This window comes from Roseibium sp. (assembly GCF_025698965.1).
Lineage (GTDB): Bacteria > Pseudomonadota > Alphaproteobacteria > Rhizobiales > Stappiaceae > Roseibium.
On record NZ_JAILWL010000096.1, the window covers coordinates 1 to 15,689 of the forward strand.

At 54.8% G+C, this 15,689-nt stretch carries 17 protein-coding genes and 1 riboswitch; of the genes, 11 read left to right on the top strand and 6 right to left on the bottom strand.

The window, feature by feature from the left end; all coding sequences use genetic code 11:
- A partial coding sequence (locus K5905_RS10085) for a DUF952 domain-containing protein (protein WP_297583172.1) occupies window positions 1–198 on the bottom strand: 198 nt, incomplete at its 3' end.
- A 234-nt stretch (window positions 199–432) separates the two neighbouring features.
- Between K5905_RS10085 and K5905_RS10090 the strand changes: the two genes are divergently transcribed.
- Both K5905_RS10090 and K5905_RS10095 read left to right on the top strand, forming a co-directional pair.
- Complete coding sequence (locus K5905_RS10090; RefSeq protein WP_297583173.1) at window positions 433–1,338, top strand: thermonuclease family protein; 906 nt, start codon at window positions 433–435, stop codon at window positions 1,336–1,338.
- Between the two features lie 162 nt (window positions 1,339–1,500).
- On the top strand, window positions 1,501–3,426 hold the full coding sequence (locus tag K5905_RS10095; RefSeq protein WP_297583175.1) for a von Willebrand factor type A domain-containing protein: 1,926 nt from the start codon (window positions 1,501–1,503) through the stop codon (window positions 3,424–3,426).
- Window positions 3,427–3,489: 63 nt separating this feature from the next.
- Here the strand turns inward: K5905_RS10095 and K5905_RS10100 are convergent, their stop codons facing one another.
- Window positions 3,490–5,148: a lysine--tRNA ligase gene (locus K5905_RS10100; RefSeq protein ID WP_297583177.1), complete on the bottom strand. Its 1,659-nt coding sequence runs from the start codon at window positions 5,146–5,148 to the stop codon at window positions 3,490–3,492.
- A gap of 257 nt (window positions 5,149–5,405) precedes the next feature.
- Between K5905_RS10100 and K5905_RS10105 the strand changes: the two genes are divergently transcribed.
- Both K5905_RS10105 and K5905_RS10110 read left to right on the top strand, forming a co-directional pair.
- Window positions 5,406–5,777, top strand: coding sequence for a tellurite resistance TerB family protein (locus tag K5905_RS10105; protein WP_297583203.1), 372 nt, complete (start codon window positions 5,406–5,408; stop codon window positions 5,775–5,777).
- A gap of 206 nt (window positions 5,778–5,983) precedes the next feature.
- A complete protein-coding gene (locus K5905_RS10110) occupies window positions 5,984–6,388 on the top strand; it encodes a hypothetical protein (RefSeq protein ID WP_297583178.1) in 405 nt (134 codons plus the stop codon).
- 14 nt (window positions 6,389–6,402) lie between these two features.
- On the opposite strand, the gene apaG is transcribed toward K5905_RS10110, so the two are convergent.
- Window positions 6,403–6,852: a Co2+/Mg2+ efflux protein ApaG gene (apaG, locus tag K5905_RS10115; protein ID WP_297583180.1), complete on the bottom strand. Its 450-nt coding sequence runs from the start codon at window positions 6,850–6,852 to the stop codon at window positions 6,403–6,405.
- Window positions 6,853–6,964: 112 nt separating this feature from the next.
- Here apaG and K5905_RS10120 point away from each other — a divergent pair, with 112 nt between their 5' ends.
- Window positions 6,965–7,567: a CDP-alcohol phosphatidyltransferase family protein gene (locus K5905_RS10120; protein ID WP_297583182.1), complete on the top strand. Its 603-nt coding sequence runs from the start codon at window positions 6,965–6,967 to the stop codon at window positions 7,565–7,567.
- Between the two features lie 26 nt (window positions 7,568–7,593).
- Here K5905_RS10120 and K5905_RS10125 read toward each other — a convergent pair whose 3' ends face one another.
- A complete protein-coding gene (locus K5905_RS10125; protein WP_297583184.1) occupies window positions 7,594–8,478 on the bottom strand; it encodes a LysR family transcriptional regulator in 885 nt (294 codons plus the stop codon).
- Between the two features lie 94 nt (window positions 8,479–8,572).
- On the opposite strand from K5905_RS10125, the gene K5905_RS10130 reads away from it, so the two are divergent.
- Window positions 8,573–9,193, top strand: a complete 621-nt coding sequence (locus K5905_RS10130; protein WP_297583185.1) for a LysE family translocator — start codon at window positions 8,573–8,575, stop codon at window positions 9,191–9,193.
- Window positions 9,194–9,290: 97 nt separating this feature from the next.
- On the opposite strand, the gene K5905_RS10135 is transcribed toward K5905_RS10130, so the two are convergent.
- A complete protein-coding gene (locus K5905_RS10135) occupies window positions 9,291–10,490 on the bottom strand; it encodes an O-succinylhomoserine sulfhydrylase (protein ID WP_297583187.1) in 1,200 nt (399 codons plus the stop codon).
- 44 nt (window positions 10,491–10,534) lie between these two features.
- Window positions 10,535–10,614: riboswitch (SAM riboswitch) on the bottom strand.
- Window positions 10,615–10,757: 143 nt separating this feature from the next.
- On the opposite strand from K5905_RS10135, the gene K5905_RS10140 reads away from it, so the two are divergent.
- Both K5905_RS10140 and K5905_RS10145 read left to right on the top strand, forming a co-directional pair.
- Window positions 10,758–11,894, top strand: a complete 1,137-nt coding sequence (locus K5905_RS10140; protein ID WP_297583189.1) for a 2'-deoxycytidine 5'-triphosphate deaminase — start codon at window positions 10,758–10,760, stop codon at window positions 11,892–11,894.
- Window positions 11,895–11,902: 8 nt separating this feature from the next.
- Entirely contained in the window at window positions 11,903–12,457 is a 555-nt protein-coding gene (locus K5905_RS10145) for a YigZ family protein (protein ID WP_297583191.1), read from the top strand.
- A 34-nt stretch (window positions 12,458–12,491) separates the two neighbouring features.
- Here the strand turns inward: K5905_RS10145 and K5905_RS10150 are convergent, their stop codons facing one another.
- A complete protein-coding gene (locus tag K5905_RS10150; RefSeq protein ID WP_297583193.1) occupies window positions 12,492–12,989 on the bottom strand; it encodes a phage regulatory CII family protein in 498 nt (165 codons plus the stop codon).
- 402 nt (window positions 12,990–13,391) lie between these two features.
- Here K5905_RS10150 and K5905_RS10155 point away from each other — a divergent pair, with 402 nt between their 5' ends.
- The 3 genes from K5905_RS10155 to K5905_RS10165 all read left to right on the top strand — a co-directional run.
- A complete protein-coding gene (locus K5905_RS10155; protein ID WP_297583195.1) occupies window positions 13,392–13,871 on the top strand; it encodes a DUF992 domain-containing protein in 480 nt (159 codons plus the stop codon).
- An 88-nt stretch (window positions 13,872–13,959) separates the two neighbouring features.
- Window positions 13,960–14,790, top strand: coding sequence for a MipA/OmpV family protein (locus tag K5905_RS10160; protein ID WP_297583197.1), 831 nt, complete (start codon window positions 13,960–13,962; stop codon window positions 14,788–14,790).
- Between the two features lie 282 nt (window positions 14,791–15,072).
- Window positions 15,073–15,689: hypothetical protein (locus K5905_RS10165; protein ID WP_297583200.1), on the top strand; the 617-nt coding region annotated here is incomplete at its 3' end.

Below are 15,689 nucleotides of genomic sequence, written 5' to 3' on the forward strand. Positions count from 1 at the left end.
GAATGAGCCTGCATCAAATGCTGCAAGCAGCAAGTCGTCCATATTCGCAAAGTGTTTTGCAGCCGTTTCGCGAGCCTGTTCCGCGGAAGAGAAATGGATGAAACCATCCGCCAGATCAACCGGTGCCCCTTTGAACACGCCCGACGCCACAGCTTCCTGCCATAAGGACCGTGGAACAATTTTAAATATCAGGGTCATGCGCACTCCGGTCCAATCAATCTGCAAAGTCATCCAGCCAGGTTCCGGCACATTGGCCTGAACTCGCGCGGACACTACCCAAGAGGATTTCCCCGGACAAGCAATGCTGCGGCTCTTTTGCATAGGATTGTCAGTTTCGCAGGGAAAAAACGGATCGGCAGCGTATTGAACACTCGGAATTCGAGGGAACAGCGATTATGATCAGATCGAACCAGCAAAACGAGTGAACTCGCAATGAAGCTCCGGCCTCTCTTGGTGCCCGCCCTGTTGCTGACCGTTTCCGGCGGCCTTGTAACCTGGCTGCTGCTGAGCGATCCGCCTGAGATCGACGCAGTGCCCACGCCCGACTCGGCTGCCAATAGCCAGGCGCTTCGGCTTTCAGACGCCTCGCAGTCTGCTGCCGACATGGACCGGCACCTCTCCTCACCGCAAAAGAGCGTCTCCGCCGCGCCGCTTCCTGGCAATATTCGAAACGTCTCGCCAGAAGGTGTCACGTCTCCAAAGGTCAGTGGCAGCTTGAAACGTATCGAACCATCCAAACGATATCTTGAACTGAAAAACCCGCCTGTTGAACCCATTCCGGACGGCCCGCTTGAACTGAGGCGTATCCAGGTCCTGGACAGCGGTCATCTCAAATCCGGTCAGTTGACTATCACTCTGGCGTATATCCAACCGTTGAAACGGCAAGAAACCTGCGTATCGCGACTTGGCGGCACCTGGCCGTGCGGAGCAAGAGCGCAAACCTTCCTCAGAGGCCTGATCCGGCAATTCAAGGTGACTTGCGACAAGATTGAAGAACTTGGACCACAACAGATTTTGGCAACCTGCAAACGCGGCAAGATCGATCTGGGCTCCCGGCTTGTCCGTTACGGTTGGGCAGATGTCACTCCCGAGGCTCCTGAAGACCTTGCAAATCTTGCGCTGGAGGCAAAAGAAAAGAAAATCGGAAAATGGCAATCTGAATGGCTTACGGAACTTTCCGTCTCCAACTGGGACGATGATCCGACTGCAGCCCTGCCGGGGCTTGAAGAGTTGACACCGGAAATTGTCGAGTGGAGCCTGCCGACCGAGCCAAAACAACTGGACGACCAGACTTTGCCTTCCGACCCTGGCCTACTGGGCGGTTTCCCGGAGCAGTAGCAGCATCCGCGTGCATTCAGCAAGGTCACATTTAAGCCGGAAACAAGCCCTGTTTCGCGCTCAAATTACTCACACAATCAACCACATTTTCAACTCTTCTGACCTTATTCAACCCGGATACAACCAAGTCATCCGGTATTCGTGTCGAGATCGGGGCTCACCATGACCAGTCTTCTTTCAAAAAAATTTCTCATTTCTTTCTTTTCCTGCGCAGCCTTGGTCGGCGGTTTCATGCTGTGGTCTGGCAACACGCCAAAACTGGATGCACAGAAACTTGCAAAAGGTGGTGAGAGCACTGACGACGTCAACCCCGCTAAACCGAAACCCGCTGTTACCGAAAACCTCAAGGCTGTCGATGCGCAGCAGGAACAAGCTCGGCTCACCCCGTCTCTTACTCCACAGCCAGCGAAACCAAAACCGGTGAGCGATGCAGGTCTTGATAATCCTCCAAGGGAAAGTTACTCGTTTGCCGACCTGGCGCAAACATCCCACAATCTTCATGCAAAGGTGCCGGCAACACGACAACTGGGTGCCGGAAGCAATGATAGATTGCTGAATGCTACTCCTCCCGGAGGTTCTAACTCGACTGCTTCAGGTTCAGTAACAACAAACAATGTGGCTTCTGGATTTATGATCCCGTCTCACCCTGGACCGGATAGCGAACAGTTCCCAGTTGCTGCCAGCAATCCCTTGAAAAAAGTGACGGACGAACCGATTTCGACATTTTCTGCCGATGTAGATACGGCTTCCTACTCCTATGTCAGATCTGAACTTTTCAACGGCATGCGGCCAAGGCGAGATGCGATCAGACCTGAAGAATTGATCAACTATTTCAGCTATGCCTACCCAACCCCAGAGAGTACCGAAACACCGTTTTCAACGAGCGTTTCTGTGGTCGAGACGCCTTGGAACTCAGACACCAAGCTTCTGCAGATCGGCCTCCAAGGGTACAGCATTCCGATCGAAGAGTTACCCGCGCAAAATCTTGTCTTTCTGATCGATACTTCCGGATCGATGTCAGACAGCAACAAGCTGCCACTGCTTCAAAAGGCGTTCAGGTTGCTGCTCTCGTCATTGCGTGAGGAAGATACGATTGCAATCGTCACCTACGCCGGGCATGCCGGGGTGTTGCTGGCCCCGACCTCCGTGTCCGATAGCAAGAGTATCCTGAAGACCGTCAATTCAATGCGTGCGGGAGGCAGAACAGCTGGTCAAGCCGGGTTGGATGTGGCCTACGAACTCGCCGAGGACATGAAGGAAATTGGCGGTGACGCGCGCATTATTTTGGCAACCGACGGCGATTTCAATGTCGGCCCCTCCAGCCCCGAGGCCCTGAAACGCTACGTGGAGCAGCAGCGGCAGAAGGGCATTTTTCTCTCGGTGCTCGGTTTCGGCCGCGGTAACTACAATGATGCCCTCATGCAGGCCCTTGCTCAAAACGGTAACGGCATAGCAGCCTATATCGACAACTTGGCAGAAGCACGCAAGATTCTAGTTGAGCAGGTGGTCAGCTCTATTTCGACCATCGCCCAGGATGTGAAGATCCAGGTCGAATTCAATCCGGCAAATGTCGCGGAATATCGGTTGATCGGATACGAAACCAGGCGACTGGCTCGAGAAGACTTCAACAACGACAGGGTGGATGCTGGTGAAATCGGTGCCGGACACACCGTGACTGCAATCTACGAAGTGACCCCTGTCGGCTCTCCCGCAATCAGGATGGACGACCTCAGATACGGCCAGGAAAACAAAACGTCCGGTGAAGCCCCACAAGAGCCGCATACTGGAGGCGCCTTTGCAGACGAACTGGCCTTCGTCAAACTTCGCTACAAGCTGCCCGGGCAAGTCAAAAGCCAACTGATCACGACACCAATATCGGTAGATTCAGCCAACATTCCACATAGCGAGGCGATGTTTGCCGCCGCTGTTGCCGGATTCGGACAATTGCTGCAAGGCTCTGACTATCTGGGCAAATGGACTTTCAAGGACGCTCAGGATCTCGCAGTTACCAATATGGGCGATGACCCAAATGGTTACAGATCGGAGTTCGTGTCCCTCGTGAAACTCGCGACATTCGCCGAACATTGAATTCTTGCAATGGCAGACCAGGAAGGCGGCAAGATCTTGCCGCCTTCTGAGGTTTGCGTTCTTTTAAGCGGCCAGCTCGCCGGCTAAGGCCTTGCGGATCATCTCGCGGGTTTCCGCAATGCCGTATAGAGCCACAAACGAGCCGAAACGCGGGCCTTTTTCCTGACCGAGCAGGAGCTGATAGAGCGCGGAGAACCAAGCCACGGAAACACCCGGACCACCATCAGGACCTTTCTTTTTCGGGTCCTGATAACGCTCGATCGCGCGCGCAACATCCAGCACGGCATCCTGAATGGTCGCACCGTCCGCATCCGCGGGGAGTTCCGCCAGTTTTTCATCGAGCGTCTCAAGAGCTGTCCGCTCGACATCGTCCGGCACTTTGAACGATTTGGTCGGTTTGACAAAGTCGTCGAAGTAGCGGATCGCATACCCGACCAGAGCATCAAGCTCCGGGTGAGATTGGGCGGTAACACCTGGTGCATAGCGGGAAATAAACGCCCATAGCACATCCTTGTTTTCCGCATTCGACGCGGAGACGAGGTTCAAAAGCATGGCAAACGGAACCGGCATATCGATTTTCGGAATACTTCCGGAGTGGATATGCCATGCCGGGTTCTGCAGCTTCTGCTCCACCGGCATCTGATCGTATTTCTGGACAAAGGTATAGTATTCGTCCACCGCCTTCGGAATGACGTCGAAATAGAGTTTCTTTGCGGTCTTCGGCTTCTGGTAGTTGTAAAGCGCAAGGCTCTCCGGTGCCGCATAGGTCAGCCATTCGTCGATGCTCAGACCGTTGCCTTTCGACTTGGAGATTTTCTCACCCTTTTCATCCAGGAAGAGCTCATAGACATAGTGTTCCGGGGCCTTGCCACCCAGAATGTTGCAGATCTTGTCGTAGATCGGCGCATTGGTCATATGATCCTTGCCGAACATCTCGAAATCGACGTCAAGCGCCGCCCAGCGCATGCCAAAATCGGGCTTCCACTGCAGCTTCACCTTGCCGCCGGTCACGGACAGCGTAATGTCTTCGCCGGTTTCGTCCTCGAAGGTGATCGTGCCGTCCTTGGCATTGACGTCCTTCATCGGAACATAAAGAACGCGGCCCGATGTCGGCGAGATCGGCAGGAACGGCGAATAGGTCGCCTGACGCTCTTCGCCCAGGGTCGGCAGCATCACGTCCATGATCTTCTGGTACTTTTCCGTGGCCTTGATCAGGACGTCGTCGAACTTGCCGGACTTGTAGTATTCCGTCGCGCTGGCGAATTCATACTCGAAGCCGAACGTGTCGAGGAACCGGCGCAGCATGGCATTGTTATGCGCGGCGAAGCTTTCGTAGTCGCCGCCAAACGGGTTCGGGACAGCGCTCAAGGGCATCTGCAGATAGGGTTCAAGCGCCGCACGATCGGGAACGTTTTCGGGGATCTTGCGCATGCCGTCCAAATCGTCGGAAAAGCAGAGCAACCGGGTTGGGATCTTGTCTTCCGTCAACAGGCGGAAGGCGGTTCGCACCATGGTCGTACGCAGGACTTCGCCAAACGTACCGATATGCGGCAAGCCGGACGGGCCGTAGCCGGTTTCGAACAGCACCGGTTTTCCCGGCCCCCTTTTCTCGATCCGTTTGACCAGTTTTCGCGCTTCTTCAAACGGCCACGCTTTCGATTTGGCGGCCGCCTCGACAAAGTCTTGCGAAAGGTCAAGCGGAGGCAGGGATTGATCGGTCATGTTCGAATTTCGTTCTTTTGGCTGGGATGATTACAAGTCAACATCGGTAGGTTTTGAGGCCTTGTGGCCGTATGTTGCGGCGCGACACTAGAAAAGCACGGGCCCACAGTCAATCAATTGTCGCATCTGTGTGACTTGAAGCTTGAACGCCAACCCTTTACACCGGGCGTTCAAATTGCCTTGAAACCGGCATCACTGGAGATTGAATAGTGTCTACGAATGAACCAATAAGCGTTCAGGAAGCCCTCATCTACGTTATGGTCATCGTGTCTGCTTCGGACAACTCTATGACCGACAATGAACTGGCCACCATCGGCGACATGATCAAGATGTTGCCTGTTTTCGAGAAATACGACGGCAACAAGATCATTCCGGCGGCGCAGCGCTGCGGCGATATCCTTCAGGAAGACAACGGTCTGTCCCTGGTGCTTGAGCTGGTGGGCGATGTGCTGCCATCGAAACTCTATGACACCGCTTATGCGCTCGCAGTGGAAGTCGCTGCCGCTGATCTGCATGTAGAACAGGAAGAATTGCGCATCCTGCAATTGCTGCGTGACCGGTTTGGCCTCGACAAACTTACGGTCGCAGCGATTGAACGCGGTGCCATCGCGCGCCACCGGACGGTCTGAGACGGTTCTGTCAGTTTAGCAGTTTGCTTTCGCAAGAAGAAATGGCTGGGGCTTGCCCCGGCCATTGTGCATTTTCGTTCAAAATTTATCTTTTGTATTTCCGGTCTCTAAAGTGCCGCCGCTTAAGACCGCACAGGGGACAGTCATGCCTTGAGGACCGATGACAAAAGTTGACGGATAGGTAGGCTGTCGGTGCGGAGACCGGGATGAGCAATTCCTCTATCGAAAATCATGTCAGCGTGCGCTATCCGCTAAGGCGTCACAGGCAAGAGGTTGCGGTTCAACGAACCGTTCTTCAATCGGCCAGGTCCGTCAAACCGCGGGTTCAGCAAAAAAAGGCAAACTGGGGTGCCCGCATCTTGATTGCTGTCGCGGGCTGGATATTCGGCGTCGCAGCGGACTCACTTGTGATGTTTGCCGATCACCATTTCCATCTCGCCAAGGACAGGGATCCGGACCTCTTCGCCCTTGTGCTGGGAACGGGGTTCGCCGGTCACGCAATTTATGCGGTTTTTGCGGCCCTTTGCGTAACGCTGCTGGCTGCATTCAACCGCCAGAGGTGGATTCTCTGGCTACTCATCGGGTTTGCTGTTGGACTTGCCAGTATCTGAGCAGGTTTCGGACTTCAGTTCAGGCTGCGAATCGCGTCCGGAAGATCGAGGGAAAAAGCTGGAATGGTGACTTCGAATATAGATCCGTCAGGCCGCTCCATCGAATAGGAACCTGCCATGATACCGCTGTCGGTCGGAAGCGGGCAATGCGAGGAATATTCGTAAGTTTCACCAGGCTCGATGACAGGCTGCTCGCCGACCACCCCATCGCCGCGGAACTGTTCGGAACGGCCAAGACCATCGGTAATGTGCCAATAGCGTTTTTTCAGCTGTACCGGTTCGGTCCCGCCATTGTGGATCTCAACCATATAGGCCCAGATGAATTCGCTTTCTTCCGGCTTCGATTCGTCGTCCAGATAAAACGGCTCAACTGAGACTTCGATCCCATTGGTAGTGGCGCTATAACTGCCAGACACGGTCGTTCCTTTGCTTTCAGGCCAAGGGTCGCCCAAGAACCTGTTCATTCAGGAGGGGCTTATAGGGCGAATGACGTAAGCGTGAAAGAGACTTACTTGTGATTTCCGAAAGGATTTTGCATGAACACCGCTGAATTTTACCTGAACAAGTGCCCTGACCATGCTCGATGCCTATCTGCGCCCCCTGATTGACCCTCCTCTGAACCGGATGGGGCAGAAGTGCGCGCGCGCAGGCATCAATGCCAACAGCGTGACGGTAGTAGGATTTGCATTTGGTATGGGAGCTGCAGTTGCCATAGCCTCGGGAGCATGGCTGCTGGGATTTGTTCTGATCGCCATGAACCGTTTTGCCGACGGACTGGACGGCGCCGTTGCAAGAGCGACCAAGAAAACCGATTTGGGCGGCTATCTGGATATTACGCTGGACTTTTTCTTTTACGGTGCCATCCCGCTGGCCTTTGCCATCCAGGCACCGGATGCCAACGCCCTTCCCGCTGCCGTTCTCCTGTGCAGCTTCTACGCCAACGGGTCCGCATTTCTAGCATTTGCCATCATGGCGGAGCGCCGGTGTCTTTCCACCAGCAGGCAGGGCAAAAAGTCCCTCTATTATCTGGGCGGATTGGCAGAAGGCACGGAAACCATTCTCCTGTTTCTTCTGATGGCACTCTTTCCGACCTGGTTTCCTCTTCTGGCCTGGGGGTTTGCCCTTGTTTGCTTCGTCTCCGCCACCGCGCGTTTGCTGATCGGCGTAAAGTCACTCTGAATCTAGTCAGATCCAAAGTCTCGCAATCAATATGCGTATTGCTCGCAAAATCGCCAGAACTGCTCCACCGCTTTGGAGCGTGCCGTTTTGCCTTTCCGAACGAACCCGATCGTGCGGGGCGCTTCCGGCGACAGCTGCACAACACGGCACTTGCCCAAGTTTTCCGGCAAGGCGAGCTCCGCGATGATCGACACACCAAGCCCGGCCTCCACAAGCGCCAGAATCGAATTCACCTGCAGGATTGTGTGTGCAGCCTTCGGAGATCGACCTGCGGCGGCGAACCAACTCTCCACCAACGGGCCGCTTCCTCCTTTGGTCAGGATGAACGGATAATTCGACAGGTCGGCTGCAGTCACCTCTTCATGTCGGACCAGCGGATGTCTTTCGCCCACCAGTGCGACAAGCTTGTCCGTTGCGATTGGCGCAATGTCGAGACTGTCATCATCGGGAACGGTCATGACTGCCAGGTCGACGATCCCCTCCTCGAGCACCTGGCGTAATTCGCCGTCGGGAAATTCAATGATTTCAACTGAAACACCCGGATGTTGCCGTGCAAAGGCTGCAAGTGTTCGCGGCAGGATCTGAAATGAGGCGGAAGATCCGAAAGACCCGAGGCGAACCGTTCCCGATCTGCTGTTTACCGCTTCCTCCAGATCCTGGAGAAACTGTTGCTGCAGACGATCTGCGCGCGCTGCGTAATCGGCAACGATCCTTCCCTCTCCCGTGAGAGCAACCGGTCTGGTGCCACGTTGCAACAACGGTGTGCCTATCCGCTGCTCGAGCTGAGAGATCCCCTTGCTGATCGCCGGTTGAGTGACCCCGAGACTGCGTGCCGCCTCGGAAACACTTCCCTTGGCGTCGATCAGCATCAACGCCCGGGCAACCGTCATCGGTATATCGGTTTCACTCATGACAGTGCCTTAAAAATAACTTCAAGTTATTTTTTTATGTATCACATATCTGAGAGTTATTCTGAAAATACTATCCCTCTTCGGAATCAACTCCATGACATTTGAAAACTGGCTCACCTTCGTCGCAGCCTCCCTCGTCCTGACCATGACACCCGGCCCCAGCGTTCTCTTGGGGATGGTTCATTCGCTGAATTTCGGAACGAGAAAAACGCTGTTCACCGCACTTGGCGATATTTCCGCAAATCTGATTCAGATGCTGCTCGTTGCACTCGGACTTGGCGTCGTGATCGCCAATTCGGAGTTTGCGTTTCAGGTAATCAAGTGGGGCGGCGTTCTTGTGCTTGTTTACATGAGCCTGCGCCTGTGGCGGTCCACACCAGAACTGGAAGTGGCATCACTGGAGGGCAGCGACGCTCACCCGGCAAGACTGTTTGCCTCGGGCTTTCTTGTCGCCATCGGCAATCCAAAGGCGCTTGTGTTCTTTACCGCCTTTTTTCCGCAGTTTCTTGACCCGAGTACCAACCTTGCCAAGCAACTTCTGGCCATGTGTCCGACAATGGCAGCGCTCGATTTCTCTTTTGTCATGCTCTACGCCGTCGGTGCCAAAGGTCTCCTGGGATTTCTGCATTCGCATCCGAAACTTCTCAACAGAGTGAGCGGTGCAGCCCTGATGAGCGCAGCGGGTTTCATGGGACTGGTTGCGCGCAGCCAGTAGCTCATTCACTGGCGACTTCTTCGCCTCTGCGCCGCGGCCAAAGAAAAACCCCGGCCACCTGGACCGGGGGTTTGCGAATTCAAAGCGTATCTGACGATCAGATCGCGCCAAGTGCCTTTTCGACATCCTCCAGAAGATCGAGCGGATCTTCCAGACCGACTGAAAGACGCAGAATACCATCACTGATGTTCAGCTCTTCGCGCGCTTCTTCACCGATCGATTGGTGGGTTGTGGTAGCCGGATGGGTAATCAGGCTCTTTGCGTCCCCCAGATTGTTGGAAAGTCTGATGGTTTCCAGCGCGTTGGTGAACCGGAATGCGGCTTCCTTGCCGCCGTCGATCTCGAATGCCACCATCGTGGACCCACCACTCATCTGACGCTTGACTACGTCGGCCTGAGGATGGTCGTCGCGACCCGGATAGATCAATCTTGAAACCTTTGACTGACCGGCCAGGAAATCGGCGATCCGACCGGCGCTTTCGGTTTGACGCGCGACCCTCAGCGGCAGCGTTTCCAGGCCTTTGAGCAGGACCCAGGCACTGAACGGGCTCATGTGAGGTCCTGTATGCTTGACGAAGGGCATGACCTCGTCGGTTATCCACTCCTCATCGGAAAGGACGACACCACCGAGACACCTGCCCTGACCGTCAATGTGCTTGGTTGCCGAATAGACAACGACATCGGCCCCAAGCTTGAGCGGTGACTGATACAACGGCGTGGCGAAAACATTGTCGATGACCAGGCGGGCACCGATATTCCTCGAGATTTCGGCAACAGCCGCGATATCGATGACATCAAGGGTCGGATTGGTCGGGCTTTCCAGGAACATTGCCTTGGTGTTCGGCCGAACGGCGGCTTTCCACTGTTCAATGTCCGTGCCGTCGACAAGCGTGCTTTCAACGCCAAATCGCGGCAGCAGCGTTTCGCAGATATAGCGACAGGAACCGAAAAGTGCTTTGGCAGCAATTACGTGGTCACCGGCTTTCACCGACGCCATCAGGGCCAGATTGACCGCGGCCATGCCGCTGGCGGTTCCACGGGCAGCTTTCGCACCTTCAAGGGCCTTGATACGGTCTTCGAACATGGCAACGGTCGGATTGGCATAGCGGGAATAGACAAATCCCGGATCCTCGCCATTGAAACGGGCTTCGGCGGCTTCAGCGCTGTCATAGACAAAGCCCTGAGTGAGATAGATGGCCTCCGAGGTCTCACCAAAGGGCGACCGTGTTGTGCCGCCGTGAACCAATGTGGTTGCCGGACGCCAGTTTTTGTTACCGGTCTTGGTGTTCTCAGTCATGTTTCAATTCGCTCCAAACGCAAAAAACCCCAGCCTGAAGACCGGGGTTCGCACCTCCGGCCTTTTTAGCAACTTGTTTAACGTGGCTGCAAGCCGGCCGGCCCAAATCACCACGAAGTGCGTCTGTCCTACGGGAAAACCGGCCGCCGGTCAATCGTCTTTGGCTAAAGAGATCCCCGCGAAATGCCAACTTGCCGCACAAACCCTGTTGGCGTGGGCGATCTCATCCTTTAAGGACGATAGAGCAAGAACAAACGGAACAACGCAATGAACGTGTCAGCGGGGCAGGACTTGACCGGAAGCGCAACTCTTTCAGTGAACGGCATTTTGCCGGAACGGATCATTCAGGCAATGTTTGCTGCCGGCGAGATTTCCGCCGCCGCATCGCCTGTTTCCGGGCAGGTTCAGCCTGCCAGCCTGGATTTGCGTCTCGGTCCCGTCGCGTATCGCGTACGTGCCAGCTTTCTGCCGGGACCGGATATCAAGGTTGCCGACCGGTTGGAAAAGCTCAAGCTGCATACCATCGATCTGGAGGACGGCGCCGTCCTGGAAACCGGCTGCGTCTATATCGTGCCTCTGCAGGAAAGCCTGGCGCTTGCGAAGGATATCTCGGCAACGGCCAATCCGAAGAGTTCGACCGGGCGTTTGGATGTCTTTACCCGCGTGATCACGGATAACGGACTTGCCTTCGACACGGTTCCTGCCGGTTACAAAGGTCCGCTTTACGCCGAAATCTCTCCCCTCACCTTTCCGATCCTTGTTCGCACCGGATCGCGTCTCAGCCAGATTCGGTTCCGACGTGGCCAGACGCTGATCCCGGACAACGAACTGGAACACGTTCACAAGTCCCACACACTGATGAGTGGAGGCAATGAGCGGATCGGCGGAGGTGTCCAGCTTTCAATCGACCTGCAGGGCAACGGTCCCGGAAGCCTGATCGGCTATCGTGCCAAGCATCATTCCGGACTGATTGATGTCGACGTGGTGGGGGCCCAGGACCCGCTTGATTTCTGGGAGCCGATTTACCGAAGACAGTCTTGCGAACTGATCCTCGATCCGAATGCCTTTTACATTCTGGTCAGTCAGGAAGCCGTGCATGTCCCGCCTGATTATGCTGCAGAAATGGTGCCCTTCGACCCGCTCGTCGGCGAGTTCAGAGTTCACTATGCCGGTTTCTTCGATCCTGGTTTCGGCCACGTGGGCGCAGGCGGCGTCGGTTCGCGGGCTGTTCTGGAAGTCCGCTCCCACGACGTGCCCTTCATTGTCGAGCACGGCCAGACGATTGGCCGGTTGGTCTATGAACACATGGCGGAACGGCCGGAAACGCTCTACGGCGAAGGCATCGGATCCAACTATCAGGGCCAGGCCCTGAAGCTTTCCAAGCATTTCAAGGCGCCGTCATAAAGTCCAATATGGCCTGGAAAACCATCACGCGCGAATTCGAAGGATATCTGGAAGACCGGAAATCCCGGTTTCTTGCGTATCTCGTTCCGGCGGACCGGTTCGAACAGCGACTGGACGAGCTGCGCAAGGAGCACAAGAAGGCCAATCACATCGTGACCGCGCATCGGCGCCTGTTGGACGATGACCGGATCGAGGAAAGCGGCAAGGACGACGGCGAACCCGCCGGGACTTCCGGAATGCCCACATTGCGCGTTTTACAAGGCGCTGCCCTGATCAATTGCGCCGTCCTGATCGTCCGCTATTTCGGTGGAACCAAGCTTGGTGGCGGCGGTCTTGCCCGTGCCTATTCCGGCGCGGCTCAGGACGCGATCAACAACGCTGTACTGATGCCTTTCCAAAAGCTGGTCACCAAACGGCTTTCGGCCGATTTTGCCGACAGTTCAGACCTTGAACGGCAGGTCGAAGTGCTTGGCCTGACCGTGCTCTCGCGTGACTACACGGAACAGGGAGTTCGCCTGGTGGTCGAAGGACCCGAAGATGCCATTTGCCTTTTGGATGCCTGATCCTTGGCAAGCCCGCGAATGGTCAGTTCCAGATTCAAGGCGTTCCGTCCGGGATGTCCGGGTCGTCAATCTGAGAAATCAGATCGCTTCTCATCCGCATCAGAATTCTGACAAGGTCCTGGTTGTTCTTGAGGAGTTTGCGCGCCTCTGACCTGTCGATAATGCCGTCGGCTATGAATTGCGCCCAGTCTCGAAACAGCTTTGAAATTTCCTCACCCGTTTCGATAATGTCGATGTGCAGCTGAGATTTCGTGTCTGCAAAATCGACCTTGTACATGACGTAACCGCATTGGTCCGCGAGGTGCTCCGTCACCAATGGGTATTCCGACTGCGCTTCCAGCTGCTTCACAATATCAACCGGCATGTTCTTGTTTTCATTGGTACTGCTGTCGTCGGTATAATTAAAAAGCGTTGTGCTGGTGACCCGGCAGAGTTCCGCTGCTGCAGCCGGTCCGCCACACATTTGCACCAAGGCAGATTGCGCTTCTTTCAAGGTTCCGCTTTTCCGTTTCTTATATGTTCTGTCGATCATCAAATTTCCTCGGTAATACCCGCTGGCATAATTCACCCGGCAAGATCCTGGCTTCAATACTATTCACAAGCCCCTCCGGCCTGCTGGCACTCTTGCGATAATCCCCTCACGTATCGCGCTCCAGCTGGGCCGCGTACAAATGCCATTTGTAAAAAATCACTTGCTGCCAAATTCCAGTCGAAAATTCTAGGGGAATTCTTCGGCTCGAAATTCACCCGTGGGTGGTTCCGGGTGCCGATGAACCACTTTTTTCCTCCAGCGCTATTCCTCATTTTCAACCTCGGATGCTCCGTTTCCATCAGGTCCGCTTCCCGAAACGGGTCGGTCAAGAACCCCACAATCGGGCAGGAAACGCAGCATCCACCTCTTTGATGCATATACTAAACAAGGAAGTGCCTCATGATGAAATTGGTCAAAATCGCAGCTGTTGCAGTCCCAGCCCTGTGCGTCGGAAGCCAGGTCATGGCCGAGGAAGCAAAATCAACGAAACTCGGTGTTCTCGAATGCACAATCGAAGGAGGTTTCGGCCTGCTTCTTGGCTCGAGCAAAGACGCCACCTGCAGTTTCCAGCATACCGACGGCACGACAGAGCACTATTCGGGAAAACTCAGCAAACTCGGTCTCGATATCGGCGTTTCCGGCGAGTCCTTCATGACGTGGGTGGTGTTCACACCTGTCGGCAACGAGTTCGGTTCTTACGCGCTGCAAGGCAAATATGGCGGCATCTCTGCCGGTGCATCTGTCGGCCTGGGCGTTGGGGCGAATGCCTTGATCGGTGGCTCGAATGAGAAGTTTGCACTCCAACCTCTCAGTGTTGAAGGAAAATCCGGTCTCAACCTCGCGATTGGCCTGAGTTCTCTGGAACTCGCTCCGGCCGGCTAGTCCGGTCAAGGCAGCCAAAACCTGCAAGGCCTGTGCAGCCCGCGCACAGGCCGGCGGTCAGGATTGAATTGTCATCTCCGGTGAACACATGAAACCCAAATCGATGCGCGCCGGTGCAATTGGCGCCACTTGTCTAATTGTCAGCAAAGCCCTTCTGGCAACTTCATTCCTTTTGCCGATCATTGTTCGCAGCCATGCACAGGAACCACCTGAGAAGCCTGTTCTTGGCAAGCCCGGCATCCGTTTTGAACTGGGGGCATTTGGTGCCGTTGCTCCAAGCTACGAGGGATCGAGAAGGTATACTGCCTATCCCCTTCCAGTGGTCCGGTTTCACTCGCTGCGATTCAGTAATGGCTTTGAACTTGGCGGCGGTGATGGCACCGGTTTTTCAATCTATCCTTCGTTGGGATACCTCGGGGAACGTTCTACAAAAAACGATCCGGCGCTTCAAGGGTTGCCCGATGTAGATCATTCCATTGAACTCGGTACCGGCGTTTCTTACCGGTACAGAAATACCCGAGCATTTGTTGACTTGCGTTACGGCGCAATCGGTCACAATGGTTTCGTCGGAGTAACCGGGGTCGACTTGATCATGCATCCAGAGGAAAACCTGACATTCACTTTGGGGCCAAGAATATCATTCGCCTCCAGGCAGTACATGGAAACCTATTTCAGCGTTTCTCCGGAAAGTTCGACCTCCTCCGGCTTGCACCGGTTCTCGGCATCCGGCGGCATCAAATCGGCCGGGCTGGCCGCAAGTTTGAAATATCAGATCAGTGATGCCTGGGCGGTAGAAGGCAGAGCCGGTTGGGACAGGCTCATTGGGGACGCAGGGGCCTCGCCGATCACTGCACTGGGCGACAAGAACCAGTTTACATTCGGGATTGGGTTTACGCGGAAATTTCAATTCGGTTATTAAAAATACTAAGGTTCATTTTACGAACAAATTCGCAGCGGCTTGAAAGAACAATAGCTTAGGGTGATTGAATTGGCGCAAAGCGACGGAGCTGACAAAAGAGGACTGACCATCAGAAATTTCTTTCGCATTACGCGCCACTTTCAATGGGGTTTTCTCTCAGGTGGCAAATCACACCGGCAGAAAAACATAAGCAACGAGCAAAGGTCATTTTTCCTGATCTTCGCGCAAGCATTTGTTGTTTCTACCTTTTTCTTCAGCCAGCTGCCCGTCTGCGCACAAGAGTTGGTTCCTGAGTCGGAAACGCAAGTAAAGAGCCCGGAAGAAACAAATCGCGAAGCGCTCCGAGCGATCAACAGCATTCTTCAGGCCCAAAATTCCAAACTCGAAACAGCAAATGAGCTTAGAAAGGCGATAGAGGACGCCGAGAACGAAGTCGACAAGAAGGACCTGGAAGAACAACTCCGCGCGGTGAATCTGGACTTGAGCAGGCTGGGAGATCAGATCGTAAGTCTGGCGACTGGTGTTGCTGAAAGCGAACTCAATCCGGTTGATGAAAATTTCGAGCTTCAGGACGAACTGGAACAGTTGATCCGGCCGTTTGTCTGGATCTTGAAATCGGCAACCGAAAACGCACGCGAGATCGAACATCTCAAGAGAAACCTGTTATCTACGACGGAAGAGGCGAAACGCGCTCAGCTGGCAATATCCCGGGTGAAGCCGTTGATCGATCAGGCCCCACAGGACGGTCCGGTGCGCGGAAGACTGCAGCTCATCCTGCTGGATTGGCAAAACCGGCTGGTTGCGGCTGAAGACAAGTCGATCATCATTCAGCAACAGTTGCGCTCGCGTCTTGAAGACAAGGTTGACCCGGGTGATGCGGCAAGCCGGGCATTCACATC